Origin of the sequence: Tenacibaculum haliotis (genome assembly GCF_025215075.1) — a bacterium.
Classification (GTDB): Bacteria; Bacteroidota; Bacteroidia; order Flavobacteriales; family Flavobacteriaceae; genus Polaribacter; species Polaribacter haliotis_B.
This window is the reverse complement of sequence record NZ_JAOBTH010000029.1, coordinates 387,983-405,968: the sequence shown is the minus strand read 5'-3', so window position 1 is coordinate 405,968 and position 17,986 is coordinate 387,983. Positions and strand designations below refer to the sequence as shown.

Sequence of the window (17,986 nt, the reverse complement as noted above, 5' to 3'; positions counted from 1 at the left end):
TTGTATTGTTAAAGCTTAACAATAACTTTACGTAAGGTGTTTTTGTTAAAAATTTTAAAAAAAGTATATTCGCTTTGAAATCAATTACTAAAAACTTAAATTTTTATGAAAAAACTTACATTATTACCACTTCTTGTGGCGCTTTTATTTATTGGAGCTTGTGGAAGCGAGAAAAAATCGGAAGCAAAAGAAACAACAGCACCAGTAAAAGAACAAACAAGTACACAAGTTACAACTAAAACATCTGCAGCAACCTTTAATTACACGCCAACAAAACCAGTTAATGGTACTCTAAAAGGAGTTGTTGAATTAGGTGCTTCAGGCTTTAATTCTTTTATTGTAAATGTAGACAAAGACAATAATTACGAAGTAAAAAGTAAGGAGTTTGGTAATAGTCTTATTATCGAGGGAATGACAAATGTTAACGAAGTTACTAAGAAATTAAAGGATTATATTCAAAAAATTGTTGAGTTTGGTGTAAAAACAGACGATATTCATTTTGTGGTAAGTTCTGGAGCAAAAATATCTGATACTTCTAAAATTATCATAAGAGAGCTTAAAAATTTGGGGTACGTGGTAAATGAAGTTACAGCTGAAGAAGAAGGTATTTATGCTTTAAAAGCAGTTTTACCTAATGAATTTAAAAGTATTGCTTATGTAGTTGATATAGGTTCAGGAAATACTAAAGTTTCTTATTATGAAGGAAATGAAATTGTTGGAAAAGACTCATATGGAGCGAAATATTTTCAAAATGATACAGCAGATGAACTTGTTTATAAGGAAGTTAGATCAATTGCTGCTACAATTCCAAAAGGTAAAAAATCATTGTGTTTTATTATAGGAGGTGTGCCTTTTAATATGGCTAAATCTATAAGAAAAGAAGCAAATAGATTTACAATGTTATCAACAGATATCGATTCTTATAAAGATGTTGTAACAAAAAAAGGTAAAAAGGTAGAGAGCGGACTTAATATATTTAAAGCAATAGGAGATGAAACAGGTTGTAAAAGATTTGTATTTGATTGGGATGCTAATTTTACAATAGGATTTTTATTATCTTTAAATGATAAGGAATAATAAACATTATATATAAAAACAAAAAGACGCTTGATATCAAGCGTCTTTTTTTGTTTTTATTAACAAAAACTTTCGTTAAAATTCCGCATATTTGTAGCTATGCGAATTTATCCCATAGAAACAGGTAATTTTAAATTAGACGGTGGCGCTATGTTTGGCGTAGTTCCAAAATCAATTTGGCAAAAAACAAACCCTGCCGATGATAAAAACATGATATCAATGAGTATGCGTTGTATGCTTATTGAAGATGGAAATCGATTAACTTTAATTGATACAGGAATCGGAAACAAACAATCCGATAAATTCTTCGGATATTATTATTTGTTTGGCGATTTTTCTTTAGACGTTTCCTTGGCAAAACACGGTTTTCATAGAGATGATATTACCGATGTTTTTTTAACACATTTACATTTTGATCATTGCGGAGGGTCTATTCAATGGAATAAAGATAAAACAGGATACGAGCCAGCATTTAAAAATGCTCGTTTTTGGAGTAATCAACGTCATTGGGATTGGGCAGTAAACCCAAATCCACGAGAAAAAGCATCATTTTTACAAGAAAACATACAACCAATTAAAGAAAGCGGACAGCTTAATTTTTTACACTTAAATGCAAAAGATTATGTTGGTTTTGATGTATTGTTTAAAGATGGACATACCGAAAAACAAATGCTACCTAAAATACAATATCAAGATAAAACTATTGTTTTTATGGCCGATTTATTACCAACCGCAGGTCATTTACCTTTACCGTATGTGATGGGCTACGATACCAGGCCACTATTAACATTAAAAGAAAAAGAAGCCTTTTTAAATGAAGCAGCTGATAAAGAGTTTTACTTGTTCTTAGAGCACGATGCTTACAACGAGTTGATTACAGTAAAGCACACCGAAAAAGGAGTACGATTAAAAGAGAGTTATAAATTTACAGATATATTTAATTAAGATAAAGATTATGAGAGTTTTGAAACCCGTATTTTACTCAGCAATTGCAATTACTACATTAGTAGGTTGTTCATCAGTAAGTAAAGTGGCAGTACCAACAGGAAGTAATACTGTGGTAAATATTTCAGCAAAAAAAGCTGAATTAACAGCTTATGAAAAAGATAATTGGCAACATTTAGATTTAGCTACAGATACTATTCCAGGAATGAGTGTTAATAAAGCTTACGAGTTTTTAAAAGGAAAAAAAGGAGTTGAAGTTGTTGTTGGAGTAGTAGATTCTGGTACCGATTTAAAGCACGAAGATTTAGTAGATGTTGCTTGGGTAAACACTAAAGAAATTGAAGGAAACGGGATTGATGATGACAAAAATGGGTATGTTGATGATATTAACGGATGGAACTTTTTAGGAAGCTCTTATAAAGAACATTTAGAGTACGAACGTATTTTAATGAATCCTTCTGTTGCTGATGCAGAAACTTTAAAAGAAGTAAAAGCATTTCAAAAAACAAAAGTAGATGCAGCTAAAAAGAATGCAGCCCGTTATAAAAAAATGTTAGATGGAGTAACTATGGCTGATGCAGCTTTAGCAAAACATTTTGGAAAAGCAGATTATACAAAAGAACAAGTATTAGCTTTAAAAACTACTGATGTTGCTTTAACAAAGGCTGCTGAAGGTGCAAAACAAATGTATGGTTTTGGATTAAGTTCATTAACACAAGCAAAAGAAGAATTAGCTAAGTTAGTTAAAACTGCGAATGCAACAATAAATGGAGATAACTTAAAAACAGATTACCGTACTGTTGTAGGTGATAATGCTTATGATATTAACGATAAGCCTGGTTATGGAGATGCAAATATTGGGCATTCAGAAAAAGGAGAAGCACACGGTTCTCATGTTTCTGGTATTATTGGTGCTACGCGTAACAATGGTAAAGGAATGAATGGTGTTGCCAATAATGTAAAAATGATGGCAGTACGTTCAGTTTCTGACGGAGATGAGTATGATAAAGATGTTGCTTTAGGTATTCGTTATGCGGTTGATAATGGTGCAAAAGTGATAAACACAAGTTTTGGTAAAGCTTTTTCACCTAATAAAGAATGGGTTTACGATGCAATTAAATATGCAGCTTCTAAAGATGTATTAATTGTAAACGCAGCAGGAAATTCAGGAGAAAACATCGATGTAGACAAAACATTTCCAAACGATGCTCCAGATCAATTAACAGAGGTTTCTGATAATTTCTTAACGATTGGTGCAATGAGTGCTAATTATAATGAAAAATTACCAGCAGGTTTCTCAAACTATGGTAAAGTAAATGTAGATATTTTTGCTCCTGGAGTTCAAATACACTCAACTTTTCCTGACAATGCTTATAAGAAAATTAGTGGAACATCAATGGCTTCTCCAGCAACTGCAGGTGTAGCGGCATTAATACGTTCTTACTATCCACAGTTATCTGCAAGCCAGGTAAAGCACATTATTATGAACTCAGGTACGAAGATCGATTTAATGGTTACAAAACCAGGATCTACGTCTAGAGCAAATCCAGCAGGAGATTTAGTTCCTTTTGCAGATTTATCGGTTTCTGGTCGTATTGTAAACGCTTACAATGCAGTTTTAATGGCTGATAGAATGGTAAACGGAAGAAAATAAAAACAGAATACTATTTAAAAAAAGGGCATTATTTTGATGCCCTTTTTTTGTTATAATAACAACCTATGCAGTTAGAGTTTGATAAGCAAAAAGAACAATTAAAAATTAAAGATGAGGTGCCATCTCATTCGAAATTAGTAATCGTATTAATGTTAGTTAATGCACTTAATATGGGAGTTCAATTGTTTTCGATGCGTTATTATAAAAATGAATTTCTTTTTGTTTTGATGCTTATATTGGCAATAGTATCAGTAGTTGCAGTATTTTTTTATCTCTTTAAAAGATCTTGGAAAACTAATTACAATCTTTCAGAAATTGAAGGGCTAGAGGTTAAGAAAGTTTTAGGAAGAGAACGTGTATTTTTAAAATTACACAACGGAAAAAAACGAAGCTTTACGATACTAAAAAATGAAAACGAATTAAATAACTTAAAAAACACCCTAACCACAATAGGAATTAAATCAATTTAATATGAAAAAAATAATATTAGGGCTTTCATTATTATCGATAGTTTCTTGTGCTGCTACTAGTACAACAAACAACAATAGTGTAGCGAAAGTACCAGTAAAAAAATCAACAAGTCAAAATTATTGGCAACAACATGTTGATTATAAAATGGATATTGATATGGATGTAAAGACATTTCAATATAAAGGAACGCAAAAATTGGTGTACACAAACAACTCGCCAGATGTTTTAAATAAAGTGTTTTATCACTTGTATTTTAATGCCTTTCAACCAAATTCTCAAATGGATGTTCGTTCGAGAAACATTAAAGATCCGAGTAGTAAAATTGCAGATAAAATTGTAAAATTATCTCCGTCTGAAATAGGATATATCAAAGTAAACTCATTAAAACAAAACGGAGCAGTTGTTAAGCACGAAACTGTTGGTACAATTTTAGAAGTTACTTTAAACAAAGCAATTCAACCAGGAGAAAGTGTAACTTTTGATATGATTTTTGATGCACAGGTGCCAAATCAAATTCGTCGTTCAGGACGTAATAATGCAGAAGGAGTTGCTTTATCTATGGCGCAGTGGTATCCTAAAATGGCCGAATATGATTTTGAAGGATGGCATACGCCTCCTTATTTAGGTCGTGAATATCACGGTGTTTGGGGTAATTTTGATGTTACTTTACATATCGATAAAAACTACGTAGTTGGTGGTACAGGATATTTACAAAATGCACAAGAAGTAGGGCATGGTTATGAAAACAAAAAGAAAGCTTTAAATATTCCGTCAGGAGAAAAGTTAACTTGGAATTTTACAGCGCCAAACGTACACGATTTTACTTGGGCTGCAGATCCAGAATATAAACACGATATGTTAACGATGGATAACGGTATCGATTTACATTTCTTATACAAGAAAACATTAGACGCTAAATATTTAGAAAGCTGGAAAAAATTACAGCCTAAAACTGCTGAATTAATGACTTACTTCAGTGAAAACATAGGGCAATATCCATACAAACAATATTCAGTTATTCAAGGTGGTGATGGCGGAATGGAGTACGCTATGAGTACTTTAATTACAGGGAAACGTAGTTGGGGAAGTTTATTTGGTGTGACAGCTCACGAAATGGCACATACTTGGTTTCAGTTTTTATTAGCTACAAACGAAAGCAAACACCCATGGATGGATGAAGGTTTTACAACTTATATTTCTAACAAAGCAGGAAATGAAATTTTAGGTAAAAAAGCTGGAAATCCACATACAGGATCGTATAGAGGTTATAATTATGTAGTAAAAAATAATATAGAAGAGCCATTAACTACACATGCAGATAGGTATCATACAAATACTGCATACGGAATTGCAAGTTATTCTAAAGGAAATATCTTCTTGTCTCAATTAGAATATATTATTGGAGAAGAAAATGTTGCAAAAACATTAAAAAAATATTTTAACGATTTTTCTTTCAAGCACCCAACACCAAATGATATTAAACGAACTGCTGAAAAAGTTTCAGGAATTCATTTAGATTGGTATTTAAACGAATGGACACAAACCATACATACGATTGATTATGGTGTAAAAGCTGTTTCAGGTAAAGAAGTTACTTTAGAGAGAATTGGTCAAATGCCAATGCCTATAGATGTTGAGGTTACTTATGTTGATGGAAGCAAAGAAGCGTTTAATATTCCTTTACGTATGATGCGTGGTGAAAAACCAACCAAGGCAACTAAAATTGCAGATTGGACGTTTGCACACCCAACATATACATTTACAACTTCAAAAGAAGTAAAATCTGTAGAAATTGATCCGTCAAAATTAATGGCAGACATCAATCAAGAAAATAACTCGTTCGGAAAATAATAAGTAGTACAAAAGGTAAATTAAACTTGTTGCCTATTTTTAAGTATTAAAATTTACGGACTGTCAGTTCGAGAGATTTTAAGAAGTGCTAACGGAATAAAATTGTATCGAGAACCAGTTTTGTTATAAGGATCTATAACAAATTCTGGATAACGAATTGTAATTTTCAACGTCATTCTGAATTTATTTCAGAATAGCATAATGTTGATAGGTTCTAATAATGAGAACCTGAAGCAAGTTCAGGTTGACGAATTGTATTTGATGTGATAACTAATTTTCAACGTCATTCTGAATTTATTTCAGAATCACATCATACGGATTGATAATTATTTAACGAAAGATATTTAGATTGAAAGCGAAAACTCTATAAAGGGTTTTCGCTTTTCTTTTTTTGGATAAAATTTTCCGTAATTTTGCACTTCAATTTCAACAGAAGATGTCAGAAGAAAAAAAATCATTGAATTTTTTAGAACAAATTATTGAAGAGGATATTGCAAACGGATTACCAAAAGAAAATTTACGTTTTCGTTTTCCGCCAGAACCTAATGGATATTTACATATCGGACACACAAAAGCAATCGGAATTAGCTTTGGTTTGGGTGAAAAATACAATGCGCCAGTAAACTTACGTTTTGACGACACAAATCCTGCTAAAGAAGAGCAAGAGTATGTAGATGCCATTAAAGAAGATGTTACTTGGTTAGGGTATAAATGGGCAAATGAATTGTATTCATCTGATTACTTTCAGCAATTATACGACTGGGCTGTTTTATTAATAAAAGACGGTAAAGCGTATATCGATAGTCAATCTTCTGAAGAAATGCGCGCTCAAAAAGGAACACCAACAAAGGTTGGAACAAATAGTCCTTTTAGAAGCAGATCTGTTGAAGAAAACTTAGATTTATTCAGCAGAATGAAAGCTGGTGAGTTTGATGAAGGAACGCATGTTTTAAGAGCTAAAATAGATATGGAATCGCCTAATATGTTATTACGTGATCCGTTAATGTATCGTATTTTAAAGAAAACACACCACAGAACAGGAAACGACTGGGTTATTTACCCAATGTATGATTGGACGCATGGTGAGAGTGATTATTTAGAGCAAATTTCACACTCTTTATGTTCTTTAGAGTTTAAACCTCATAGAGAATTATACAACTGGTTTCGCGACAATGTGTACGAATACAGTAAAACAGAATTTCCAAATCCGCCAAAGCAACGCGAGTTTTCTCGTTTAAACTTAAGCTATACTATTATGAGTAAGCGTAAGTTGTTAACTTTGGTAGAAAAAGGAATCGTAAACGGATGGGATGATCCAAGAATGCCAACAATTTCTGGGTTAAGAAGACGTGGTTATACACCAGCATCAATCCGTAATTTTATAGAAACGGTTGGCGTATCAAAAAGAGAAAACATTATTGATGTTTCGTTGTTAGAGTTTAAAATTCGTGAAGATTTAAACAAAACTGCAAACAGAGTTATGGGAGTTTTAGATCCTGTAAAAGTAATTATTGATAATTATCCTGAAGATAAAGAAGAGATTTTAATTGCAGAAAACAATCCTGAGGATGAAAATTCTGGCACTAGAATTATTCCTTTTGCAAGAGAAATTTATATCGAAAGAGAAGATTTTAGAGAAGAAGCAAACAAGAAGTTCTTTAGATTAAAATTAGGAAAAGAAGTTCGTCTTAAAAATGCTTATTTTATTACTGCAACAAGTTGTGAAAAAGATGAAAACGGAGAAATTACGGTAATTCACTGTACATATGACCCGAAAACAAAATCGGGAAGTGACACAGAAGAAAGCAAGCGAAAAGTAAAAGGAACCTTACATTGGGTATCTGTAAAACACGCTGTAAAGGCTGAGGTAAGAGCATACGATCGTTTGTTTTTAGATGAAGCTCCAGATAACCATAAAGACAAAGATTTTATGGAATTTGTGAATCCTAATTCATTAGAAAAAATTACTGCTTTTGTAGAGCCAAGTTTACAAACAGCAAAAATTGGTCAACAATTTCAGTTTCAACGTTTAGGATATTTTAATGTAGATGATGACTCTACTGCCGAAAACTTAGTGTTTAATAAAACAGTTGGTTTACGAGATAACTGGGCAAAAAAGAACTAAATAAAAAAACAATATTTTTAATTTTAACACGCTATAGTTTTATAAAACTATAGCGTGTTTTTTTATACTAAAAATCCATTTTTAATTTTCGATAGAATATGTATCTTTACTGATTAAGGGAAGTTAGAATAAAAAAGTTTATCTAGCTGAAAATCAATAATAAAAAAGTGTTTTTTGATACTGGAAACTTCAGGTTTAAAAAGCGCTTGTAAAAATATACTATATTATGAGTTGTAACAGTTGTTCAACCAGCAAGGACGGCGTACCTAATGGATGCAAAAGCAATGGAAATTGTGCGTCAGGTACCTGCGGAAGTGGAAATAAATTGGCCGTTTTTGATTGGCTATCAAATATGACTTTACCTACTGGTGAAGCTCCATTTAATATTTTTGAAGTTCGATTTAAAAACGGACGAAAGCATTTTTATAAAAACACCGAAAAATTAACCGTTTCTATGGGTGATGTGGTGGCGGTTGAAGGTTCATCTGGTCACGATATTGGTATTGTTGCTTTAGCGGGAGAGCTTGTAAAAGTTCAAATGAAAAAACGAAAAGTAGCAGTAGATAGTGAAGAAGTAAATAAAATTTATCGAAAAGCGACACAAAAAGACATCGATATTTGGCATGCCGCCAGAGATAAAGAACAAGAAACTCAACGAAAGGGAAGAGAAATTATTAGTCGATTAGAACTAAAAATGAAACTTTCGGATGTTGAGTATCAAGGAGATGGTACAAAAGCTACTTTTTATTATACAGCTGATGAACGTGTAGATTTTCGCCAGTTAATTAGAGATTTAGCAGGAACTTTTTCTATTCGTGTAGAAATGAAACAAGTTGGTATGCGTCAAGAAGCAGCTCGTTTAGGAGGTGTTGGTTCGTGCGGTAGAGAGCTTTGTTGCTCTACTTGGCTAACCGATTTTAGAAAAGTAAATACCGCAGCGGCACGTTATCAACAATTATCACTAAACCCTTTAAAGTTAGCAGGGCAATGTGGTAAACTAAAATGTTGTTTAAACTTTGAGTTAGATACTTACTTAGATGCTTTACAGAGTTTTCCGAAGCAAGATAAAATACTAAAAACAGAAAAAGGAGATGCCGTTTTTGTAAAGATGGATATCTTTAAAAAAATACTTTGGTATACATATAAACACGAAAGTTTTAAGTGGTTTCAATTATCATTAGATCAAGTTCAAGAAATTATTGAATTGAATAAAAATAATGAACTGGCTTTACCGTTAGATGAGTATGAGTTAGAAATAGTTACAGAAGCTGTTGTTGATTTTGAAAATGTTGTAGGACAAGATAGTTTAACTCGTTTTGATGCACCAAAAAAATCTCGTGGTAATAATAAAAAACGCCCACAAAGAAAACCAGCAAACAAAAATAGAAGTGTTGGATCTCCTGAAACAAAACCAAAAAGAAGGCCTCAAAGAAATCCTGTAAATAAAAGTGGTGGTGTTCAATCTGCTGATGAAAAATCTAATAAAAGTCCTCAAAGAAAACCAGTACGTAAAGTGGTAAATAAGGATGCTGATAAAAAAACGGTAGCTACTAGGAAACCAAAACCAAGAAATGCTCCTAGAGTAAACAACCCGAAATCAGAAAGTGAAAAGAGCGATACAAACGTTCAATCTCAAAATAAAAAACCGAACAATCAGAAGAGAAGAAATAACAATCAGAGAAGAAAAAAGCCTAATGAGGCTAAAAATAACGAAAAAAAGAATGAAAAAGAATAGTATATATATCCTCTTTTTAACTGTTTTTATAATTACGTCGTGTGATGCTAAAAGAGTTTTTGACGAGTATATTACGCTACCAAAAAACTCTTGGAATAAGAGTAATACGGTTGCGTTTACTTTTCCTGTAAAAGATTCTATAAACAAGAGAAATCTTTTTATAAATCTTAGAAATAATAAAGATTACGAGTATAGTAATTTGTTTTTAATAGCTCAAATAAATTTCCCTGACGGACAAGTAATTATTGATACTTTAGAGTATGATATGACTGATGTTACAGGTGAATTTTTAGGAAAAGGACTTTCAAGTATTAAAGAAAATAAACTTTTTTATAAAGAAAACATCATATTTCCAAGAACAGGAGAATATACATTTAAAATTAACCAAGCCATGAGAAAAAATGGTGAAATTGCAGGAATTGAAGAGCTTAAAGGAATTTCTGAAGTGGGATTTAGAATTGAAAAATTACAATAATGAAAGAAAAAACAACAACTAACTTTAGTAAATATATCAAATGGTTTTGGGGTGTCATATTAGGAGGTTTCCTTTTACTGGGATTACTATTTTTACTAGCTTCTTGGGGCGTTTTTGGTGAACTTCCGACTTTTGAAGAGTTAGAAAATCCTAAAGAAGATTTAGCAACAGAAGTTATCTCTTCTGACGGAAAAACATTAGGAAAATATTACATAAAAGCAAATAGAACTCCAATTCAATATAAAGATTTACCTAAAAATTTAATAAAAGCATTAGTTGCTACAGAAGATGAACGTTTTTACGAACATTCTGGTATAGACTTTAGAGGTTTGGCGAGAGCAGTTTCAAAACTAGGAACTGAAGGAGGAGCAAGTACAATTACACAGCAGTTAGCCAAAAATCTTTTTAATAAAGGGGGAGCAAGTAATAAAATTAAAAGACTTACTCAAAAATTAAAAGAATGGGTATTGGCAGTAAAATTAGAGCGTCAATACACCAAAGAAGAAATAGCAACGATGTATTTAAATACGCAGGGATTTCTTTTTAGTGCAACTGGTATTCGTTCTGCGGCACGTATTTATTTTGGTAAAGAACCTATGGAGTTAGATTTACAAGAGTCTGCTATTTTAGTAGCTATGTTAAAAAACCCACGACAGTTTAATCCTCATAGAAAAATATCAAGAAATAAATCGTTACAGCGCAGAAACGTGGTGTTTGCTCAAATGGCAAAAAATGATGTTATTACAGAGAAAGAAAAAGACTCATTACAAAAATTGCCTTTAAAAATAAATTTCACACCAGAAAGTCATAGTGATGGATTAGCAACTTATTTTAGAGAAAACTTAAAGCAACGTTTAAAAAAATGGGCTAAAGAAAATCCGAAGGACAATGGAGAGTTTTATAATATTTATAAAGACGGATTAAAAATACATGTTACAATTGATTCTCGTATGCAGCGATATGCAGAAGAAGCGAGTAGAGAACATATGGCAAACTTGCAATCTTTTTTCTTTAAAGAACAAAAAAGAAATAAAAATGCCCCTTTTTATGATTTAGATAAATCACAGGTTTTAAATATTTTAAAACGTGGTAAAAGAAGTTCAACGCGTTATAAACGTTTAAAAGCAGCAGGTAAATCAGAAAAAGAAATAGAAAAGTCTTTTAATACAGATGTTGATATGCGTGTTTTTTCTTGGAAAGGAGAACGTGATACGGTAATGACACCGTATGATTCTATTCGTTACTATAAACATTTCTTACGTTCAGGTTTAGTATCTATAGAGCCACAAACGGGTCATATTAAAGCTTGGGTAGGAGGTATTAATCACAAATATTTTAAGTACGATGCTGTAGAGCAACAAAAAAGGCAAGTAGGTTCTACTTTTAAACCTTTTGTATACGCAACAGCAATCAACCAGTTAAAAATGTCGCCTTGTGACAAGTTACCGAATGTTTTATATACGATTCCGAAAGAAAAATATGGTATGCCAGAAGATTGGACGCCTAAAAACTCAGATAATAAATACGGAGGAGAGTTAACATTAAAAAAAGCATTAGCAAATTCAGTTAATGTGGTGTCAGCTCAATTAATTGATAAAGTTTCTCCAATAAATGTAGCACGTTTAGCGGAGTCAGCAGGAATAAAATCTAAAATTGAAGCAAATCCGTCAATTGCTTTAGGTGCGGTAGAATTATCGTTGATAGAAATGGTAAGTGCGTATTCAACTTTTGCAAACAAAGGATTACGTGTAAGTCCGATGATGATCACTCGTATAGAAGATAAAAACGGAACAGTTTTACAGGAGTTTGTACCAGAAACAAAAGAAGTTTTAAGTGAAGAATCGGCATATGTTGTGTTAGATTTAATGAAAGGGGTAACAACAGGTGGATCAGGTATTCGTTTACGTTTACTGGGTAAATACCCAGATTATATTACTGGACATCCTTATAAATTTACAAATCCAATTGCCGGAAAAACAGGAACAACTCAAAATCAGTCTGACGGTTGGTTTATGGGAATTGTACCTAATTTAGCAACTGGTGTTTGGACAGGTGGTGAAGACAGAGCAACGCATTTCGCTGGAATTGGTAAAGGACAAGGAGCAGCAATGTCGTTACCAACATGGGCGTTATTTATGCAAAAATGTTATGCTGATAAAACATTAAATATTAGTCAAACAGATTTTGAAAAACCTTCGCAAAAACTTTCAATAGAAATTAATTGTGCCAAGGTAAAAGAAGGTGAAGAGACAGAAGGAGATAACCCTTCAGAAGAAGAAACAGATTTTTAATAGGCATCTGTTTTATAAGAGGGTTGAATATTTTTTTTAGCATTAAACAAACAATTACAATGATAAATAAAAAAGTAAATAACGTACAAGAAGCTGTTGCAGGTGTAAAAGACTCTATGACTTTTATGTTAGGAGGTTTCGGTTTATGCGGAATACCAGAAAATGCAATTGCTGAGTTGGTAAAATTAAATATAAGAAATGTTACCTGTATTTCTAACAATGCAGGAGTAGATGATTTTGGACTAGGTTTGTTACTTCAAAATAAACAAATTAAAAAAATGATTTCTTCTTATGTAGGAGAAAATGATGAGTTTGAACGTCAAATGTTATCTGGTGAGTTGGAAGTAGAATTAACACCACAAGGAACTTTAGCTGAAAAATGTAGAGCTGCACAAGCAGGTTTTCCAGCGTTTTATACACCAGCAGGCTACGGAACAGAAGTAGCAGAAGGAAAAGAAACTCGTGAGTTTGATGGAAAAATGTATGTATTAGAGCCTGCGTTTAAAGCAGATTATGCCTTTGTAAAAGCATGGAAAGGAGATACAGCAGGAAATTTAATTTTTAAAGGAACAGCGCGTAATTTTAATCCGAATATGTGTGGTGCAGCAACGATTACAGTTGCAGAAGTAGAAGAGCTAGTGCCAGCAGGAACATTAGATCCTAATCAAATACATATTCCAGGGATATTTGTGCAACGTATTTTTCAAGGAGAAAAATATGAAAAGAGAATTGAGCAAAGAACTGTAACTCCTAAAGCGTAACAAAATGGCATTAAGTAAACAACAAATAGCACAAAGAATAGCGAAAGAATTACAAGATAAATGGTACGTTAATTTAGGTATCGGAATTCCGACTTTAGTAGCAAATTATATACCTGAAGGAATAGAAGTGGAGTTTCAATCAGAAAACGGATTGTTAGGTATGGGACCTTTTCCTGTTGAAGGAACTGAAGATGCCGATTTAATAAATGCAGGTAAACAAACCGTTACTGTTTTAGATGGTGGTTCTATTTTCGACTCAGCAACTAGCTTTTCTATGATTCGTGGTAAACACGTTCAATTAACCGTTTTAGGGGCGATGGAAGTTGCTCAGAACGGTGATATCGCTAACTGGAAAATTCCAGGAAAAATGGTAAAAGGAATGGGTGGCGCGATGGATTTAGTTGCGTCAGCAGAAAATATTATTGTTGCTATGATGCATACCAACAAACGTGGCGAATCTAAAATATTAAAAGAATGTTCTTTGCCTTTAACAGGTGTTGGTTGCGTTACCAAAGTGGTTACCAATTTAGCGGTATTAGAAGTTAAAGAAGGTGCTTTTCATTTACTAGAAAGAGCTCCAGGTGTGTCGGTTGAAGAAATTCAAGAAGCTACCGCAGGAACTTTAATTGTAAACGGAGAAATTCCTGAAATGAATATTTAGGATGAAGTTTTTAGCTAAAAACAGCTTTATTGTAGTTTTTCTAGTAGTACTTCTTGTAAGTGCAATTCTAGATAAAGTATTTAATATTGAAAGTTTAGGAATCAGAATAGCTGTTTCTGCTTTTTTTGCAGTACTGGTTTCTCCTAGGAAAAAGAAAATACAAACTGAGTCTGGAGAGAAAACTCAAATTACTTGGTTTTTTCTAAAAAAGCCTATTATTTTAGATTAAATGATACAATTAATAAAGAAAATTCACAGAATTATTTATCCTCTTTTAGCAATCTTTTTTTTACTGATTTTAGATAAAGTATTTCATGTAGAGCCAAGTTGGGTTCGAATGGCGTTAGCAATTGCTTTAGGATATTTTTTATCACCAAGAAAAAAAATAATTCAAACGCAAACAGGAGAAAAGAAACAGCTAACGTGGATTTTTCTTAAAAAACCAATATTTTTAGATTAATGAAAATAATCTCATACAACGTAAACGGAATTCGTGCCGCATTAAAAAAAGGATTCATCGATTGGTTGCAGGCTGCAAATCCAGATGTAATTTGTATTCAAGAAACCAAAGCACATAAGGAACAGTTAGATGTAACGGAGTTCGAAAATGCTGGTTATCCTTATCATTATTGGTTTTCAGCACAAAAAAAAGGCTACTCATCAGTAGCTGTTTTTTGTAAAGAAAAACCAAATCATATTGAATACGGAACGGGAATTGAGTCGATGGATTTTGAAGGGAGAAATTTACGTGTAGATTTTGATAATGTTTCGGTAATGAGTATGTATTTACCTTCAGGAACTAATGCTGCAAGATTGGATTATAAGTTCAATTATATGGATGAAATCTTAGCATATGCCGCTAATTTAAGAAAAACGATTCCGAATTTAGTGATTTGCGGTGATTATAACATTTGTCACGAAGCTATTGATATTCACAATCCTAAAATGAAAGGAGTTTCAGGTTTTTTACCCGAAGAACGAGAGTGGTTAACTAAATTTATAGACAGCGGATTTACAGATAGTTTTCGTTATTTAAATCCAGAAAGACAAGAGTATTCTTGGTGGAGTTATCGCGCAAATTCTAGAGCCAATAACAAAGGTTGGCGTTTAGATTATGCGATGGTTTCAGAGCCGTTAAAAGAAAAAATTTCAAGAGCCTATATTTTACCCGAAGCAAAACATTCGGATCACTGTCCGATTGTGGTTGAATTAGATATTTAAAATAAAAATATGCGAAACCTACTAATACTACTTTTTTTTACAACATCAATTTTTGCACAGCAACCTGTTGATAGTATTTTGATACCTAAAACAATTGTTGATTCAACTTTGGTTGCCATAGATTCTATCAAAATAAAACAGGCAGAAGAATTATATTCTGATGCAGATTTAAAAATTATTGATAGTTTATTGATTGAAGAAAAGTTTAATTCATCATTATTTGATAGTATTCAATATGTGATTAACGATAAAGATATTATAGGTAATACAACTACCATTCTTTCTTCAGATTTATTAAAAAAAAGGTTAACAGATTTAGATTTAAAAACGCCATTTCACTTAGCTTATAATCCGTCATTAGAAAAAGTAATTAATAGTTACCTAAAACATCGCAAAAGATATTATCCGGCATTAATGGCAAAGGCGCAATATTACTTTCCGATGTTCGAGCAGTACTTAGATCAGTTTGATGTTCCGTTAGAAATGAAATACTTAGCGATTGTAGAATCTGCTTTACGTCCCGCAGCTCGCTCTAGAGTGGGCGCAACAGGTTTATGGCAATTTATGTATGGTACAGGAGTTCAGTTTGATTTAAAGGTAAATTCGTATGTTGATGAGCGCCAAGATCCTGTAAAAGCAACAATTGCAGCGTGTAAATATTTAAGTCAGTTATATAGAATTTTTGGTGATTGGGATTTGGCTTTGGCAGCTTATAATTCGGGGCCTGGAAATGTTTCAAAAGCAATAAAACGTTCAGGAGGTTACCGTAATTATTGGAATATTCGTCCGTTTTTACCTCGCGAAACCGCAAGTTATGTGCCTGCATTTTATGCAACTATGTATATTTTCGAATATGCCGAAGAACATGGAATTTATCCAGAACCACCTAATATTTTTCATTTCGAAACCGATACTGTTCGCGTAAAAAGAACGGTTAGTTTTGATCAGATTTCAGAAAAAACAAAGATAGATTCAGAATTGCTATCTTTTTTAAATCCGTCTTACAAATTAGATATCATCCCTTATGTAAAAAATAAAAATTACGCAGTTCGTTTGCCTCGAAAAAATATGATTGATTTTTTGGATAAAGAGAAAGAAATTTATGTTTTAGCGAATGAAGATGAAAGTAAAAGAGAAAAACCTTTACCTAAGTATTTTGAGATGGATAAACGCATCCGTTATAAAGTGCGTAGCGGTGATTATTTAGGTAAAATAGCAAATAAGTTTGGAGTAAGAGTTAGTGATATAAAACGTTGGAACGGTATGCGTAACCATCGTTTAAAAATAGGGCAACGCTTAAGTATTTATCCGAAGAAAATTGGCGTTTCTAAAAAAGTTTCTAAAAAAAAATATAAGGTACCAACTGGTAAGCATGATGTTTATGTAGTACAAAATGGAGACTCATTGTGGACAATCTCTAAAAAATATCCATCAGTTTCTATAGAGCAAATTAAAAAGTGGAACAATATTTGGAGTGTAAAAAGTCTAAAACCAGGAATGAAACTTAAAATTTTTAAGAGCTAAAATCAACGTTTAAAAACTACAAACTATGAAAAAAACAATAATATTACTTGTTTTGGTACTTTTAACAATATCATGTAATACAGGTAATGGTAAGGATGGTTACACTTTACCTACCTCTAATGGTAACACTAACAAAATAATGGTGGTTACAAAAGGGTTAGATTGGGAAGGAAAAATAGGAGATCAAATTCGTAAAGTTTTTGGAGAGCATCAAGTAGGTTTACCACAGCCAGAAACCTTATTATCGGTTAGTCAAATAGATCCGGTAGGGTTTAGTAGTTTTATGAGACATGGAAAAGCTATTTTAATCCTTAAAGAAGGTCAAAAAGAAGGCATCACTGTTGAGAAAAACAGGTATGCTTCTCCGCAAATTATAGTGCATGCCACGGCTAAAAACGAAGCAGGAATATTAGCTCTTTTAAGTAACAGAGGAAAAGAAATTATTAAGTTATTTAAAGAGGAGGATATTAGGTTTACTCAACGTATTTTTAAAAAGCATCGTATAGATGAAACCAAGTTCAAAACTATCCAGAATATAGGATTATCATTAGATATTCCTAAAAGGTTTAGATTGGTTGAAGATACAGGTGATTTTATTTGGTTTCGTCAACGTTTAAAAAGCGGAATCGCGAGAGGAGATGGAACTAATAATATTTTAATATACAGCGTTCCTTTAAAAGATGAAAACACGGTTGCAGATAATATTACTGCGGTACGTGATACCATTGGTAAAAAACACATACCTGGAAGTAAAGAAGGGATGTACATGATTACCGAACAAGCATACACGCCATTTACTTTTGATGCAGAATTGGATGGGAAAAAAGCGTACGAAACTCGTGGTAAATGGGAAGTTAAAAATGATTTTATGGCTGGACCGTTTATAAATTATACGATCATTGATAAGAAAAATAATCGGTTGGTTATTTTTGAAGGCTTTACCTACGCACCTTCTGTAAATAAGCGTGACTTTTTGTTTGAATTAGAAGCAATTGCAAAATCGATGAAAATAAAATAGTTAATTACTTAGATAAAAATTAGTGAAAACCAGTAAATTTATTTTGCTGGTTTTTTTATGAAAGCATCCAAAAACAAAAAACACTACTTAGATAAGTAGTGTTTTTTTATAACTTCATTAATTGATTAATCCCCCAATTTACCAATATGATTTCCTTGTGTATTATGGTGCAAATAT

General features: G+C 32.4%; 17 protein-coding genes. 16 read left to right on the top strand and 1 reads right to left on the bottom strand.

Annotated elements, in window-relative coordinates; translation table 11 throughout:
- Positions 1–105: 105 nt before the first annotated feature.
- The 5 genes from N2251_RS13600 (at position 106) to N2251_RS13580 (ending at position 5,998) form a co-directional block, all read left to right on the top strand.
- Positions 106–1,077 (top strand): hypothetical protein, encoded by a 972-nt coding sequence (locus N2251_RS13600; RefSeq protein ID WP_260587281.1) that lies wholly within the window; start codon positions 106–108, stop codon positions 1,075–1,077.
- 99 nt (positions 1,078–1,176) lie between these two features.
- Positions 1,177–2,022, top strand: coding sequence for an MBL fold metallo-hydrolase (locus N2251_RS13595; RefSeq protein ID WP_260587280.1), 846 nt, complete (start codon positions 1,177–1,179; stop codon positions 2,020–2,022).
- Positions 2,023–2,032: 10 nt separating this feature from the next.
- Positions 2,033–3,676 (top strand): S8 family peptidase, encoded by a 1,644-nt coding sequence (locus tag N2251_RS13590; RefSeq protein WP_260587279.1) that lies wholly within the window; start codon positions 2,033–2,035, stop codon positions 3,674–3,676.
- Between the two features lie 65 nt (positions 3,677–3,741).
- Positions 3,742–4,146: a DUF2101 family protein gene (locus N2251_RS13585; RefSeq protein ID WP_260587278.1), complete on the top strand. Its 405-nt coding sequence runs from the start codon at positions 3,742–3,744 to the stop codon at positions 4,144–4,146.
- A 1-nt stretch (position 4,147) separates the two neighbouring features.
- On the top strand, positions 4,148–5,998 hold the full coding sequence (locus N2251_RS13580; protein WP_260587277.1) for a M1 family metallopeptidase: 1,851 nt from the start codon (positions 4,148–4,150) through the stop codon (positions 5,996–5,998).
- Between the two features lie 53 nt (positions 5,999–6,051).
- Here the strand turns inward: N2251_RS13580 and N2251_RS13575 are convergent, their stop codons facing one another.
- Entirely contained in the window at positions 6,052–6,174 is a 123-nt protein-coding gene (locus tag N2251_RS13575; RefSeq protein ID WP_260587276.1) for a hypothetical protein, read from the bottom strand.
- Positions 6,175–6,434: 260 nt separating this feature from the next.
- Between N2251_RS13575 and N2251_RS13570 the strand changes: the two genes are divergently transcribed.
- The 11 genes from N2251_RS13570 to N2251_RS13520 all read left to right on the top strand — a co-directional run bounded on the left by N2251_RS13570 (position 6,435) and on the right by N2251_RS13520 (position 17,809).
- Complete coding sequence (locus N2251_RS13570; protein WP_260587275.1) at positions 6,435–8,123, top strand: glutamine--tRNA ligase/YqeY domain fusion protein; 1,689 nt, start codon at positions 6,435–6,437, stop codon at positions 8,121–8,123.
- Positions 8,124–8,349: 226 nt separating this feature from the next.
- Complete coding sequence (locus tag N2251_RS13565; RefSeq protein WP_260587274.1) at positions 8,350–9,858, top strand: PSP1 domain-containing protein; 1,509 nt, start codon at positions 8,350–8,352, stop codon at positions 9,856–9,858.
- The gene (locus tag N2251_RS13560) at positions 9,845–10,333 is read left to right on the top strand and encodes a gliding motility lipoprotein GldH (RefSeq protein ID WP_260587273.1); all 489 of its coding nucleotides are present in this window, start codon (positions 9,845–9,847) and stop codon (positions 10,331–10,333) included. Before N2251_RS13565 ends, N2251_RS13560 begins: the two co-directional genes overlap by 14 nt.
- Complete coding sequence (locus N2251_RS13555) at positions 10,333–12,624, top strand: transglycosylase domain-containing protein (protein WP_260587272.1); 2,292 nt, start codon at positions 10,333–10,335, stop codon at positions 12,622–12,624. The genes N2251_RS13560 and N2251_RS13555 overlap by 1 nt, the downstream gene beginning before the upstream one ends.
- A 59-nt stretch (positions 12,625–12,683) precedes the next feature.
- On the top strand, positions 12,684–13,385 hold the full coding sequence (locus N2251_RS13550; RefSeq protein ID WP_260587271.1) for a CoA transferase subunit A: 702 nt from the start codon (positions 12,684–12,686) through the stop codon (positions 13,383–13,385).
- 4 nt (positions 13,386–13,389) lie between these two features.
- Entirely contained in the window at positions 13,390–14,046 is a 657-nt protein-coding gene (locus N2251_RS13545; RefSeq protein ID WP_260587270.1) for a CoA transferase subunit B, read from the top strand.
- 1 nt (position 14,047) lies between these two features.
- Positions 14,048–14,275, top strand: coding sequence for a hypothetical protein (locus N2251_RS13540; RefSeq protein ID WP_260587269.1), 228 nt, complete (start codon positions 14,048–14,050; stop codon positions 14,273–14,275).
- Positions 14,276–14,506, top strand: coding sequence for a hypothetical protein (locus N2251_RS13535; protein ID WP_260587268.1), 231 nt, complete (start codon positions 14,276–14,278; stop codon positions 14,504–14,506).
- A complete protein-coding gene (locus N2251_RS13530) occupies positions 14,506–15,267 on the top strand; it encodes an exodeoxyribonuclease III (protein ID WP_260587267.1) in 762 nt (253 codons plus the stop codon). The genes N2251_RS13535 and N2251_RS13530 overlap by 1 nt, the downstream gene beginning before the upstream one ends.
- Before the next feature lie 9 nt (positions 15,268–15,276).
- Positions 15,277–16,791 (top strand): lytic transglycosylase domain-containing protein, encoded by a 1,515-nt coding sequence (locus N2251_RS13525; protein ID WP_260587266.1) that lies wholly within the window; start codon positions 15,277–15,279, stop codon positions 16,789–16,791.
- Positions 16,792–16,816: 25 nt separating this feature from the next.
- A complete protein-coding gene (locus N2251_RS13520) occupies positions 16,817–17,809 on the top strand; it encodes a DUF4837 family protein (protein ID WP_260587265.1) in 993 nt (330 codons plus the stop codon).
- Positions 17,810–17,986 lie beyond the last annotated feature (177 nt).

Excerpts from the sequence above, each read along its gene's own strand:
- N2251_RS13585 (WP_260587278.1), top strand. The coding sequence starts at position 3,742 with ATGCAGTTAGAGTTTGATAAGCAAAAAGAACAATTAAAAATTAAAGAT.
- N2251_RS13535 (WP_260587268.1), top strand. The coding sequence starts at position 14,276 with ATGATACAATTAATAAAGAAAATTCACAGAATTATTTATCCTCTTTTA.
- N2251_RS13580 (WP_260587277.1), top strand. The coding sequence starts at position 4,148 with ATGAAAAAAATAATATTAGGGCTTTCATTATTATCGATAGTTTCTTGT.
- N2251_RS13570 (WP_260587275.1), top strand. The coding sequence starts at position 6,435 with ATGTCAGAAGAAAAAAAATCATTGAATTTTTTAGAACAAATTATTGAA.
- N2251_RS13550 (WP_260587271.1), top strand. The coding sequence starts at position 12,684 with ATGATAAATAAAAAAGTAAATAACGTACAAGAAGCTGTTGCAGGTGTA.
- N2251_RS13525 (WP_260587266.1), top strand. The coding sequence starts at position 15,277 with ATGCGAAACCTACTAATACTACTTTTTTTTACAACATCAATTTTTGCA.
- N2251_RS13540 (WP_260587269.1), top strand. The coding sequence starts at position 14,048 with ATGAAGTTTTTAGCTAAAAACAGCTTTATTGTAGTTTTTCTAGTAGTA.
- N2251_RS13555 (WP_260587272.1), top strand. The coding sequence starts at position 10,333 with ATGAAAGAAAAAACAACAACTAACTTTAGTAAATATATCAAATGGTTT.
- N2251_RS13575 (WP_260587276.1), bottom strand. The coding sequence starts at position 6,174 with ATGACGTTGAAAATTACAATTCGTTATCCAGAATTTGTTATAGATCCT.
- N2251_RS13565 (WP_260587274.1), top strand. The coding sequence starts at position 8,350 with ATGAGTTGTAACAGTTGTTCAACCAGCAAGGACGGCGTACCTAATGGA.
- N2251_RS13530 (WP_260587267.1), top strand. The coding sequence starts at position 14,506 with ATGAAAATAATCTCATACAACGTAAACGGAATTCGTGCCGCATTAAAA.
- N2251_RS13560 (WP_260587273.1), top strand. The coding sequence starts at position 9,845 with ATGAAAAAGAATAGTATATATATCCTCTTTTTAACTGTTTTTATAATT.
- N2251_RS13590 (WP_260587279.1), top strand. The coding sequence starts at position 2,033 with ATGAGAGTTTTGAAACCCGTATTTTACTCAGCAATTGCAATTACTACA.
- N2251_RS13545 (WP_260587270.1), top strand. The coding sequence starts at position 13,390 with ATGGCATTAAGTAAACAACAAATAGCACAAAGAATAGCGAAAGAATTA.
- N2251_RS13520 (WP_260587265.1), top strand. The coding sequence starts at position 16,817 with ATGAAAAAAACAATAATATTACTTGTTTTGGTACTTTTAACAATATCA.
- N2251_RS13595 (WP_260587280.1), top strand. The coding sequence starts at position 1,177 with ATGCGAATTTATCCCATAGAAACAGGTAATTTTAAATTAGACGGTGGC.
- N2251_RS13600 (WP_260587281.1), top strand. The coding sequence starts at position 106 with ATGAAAAAACTTACATTATTACCACTTCTTGTGGCGCTTTTATTTATT.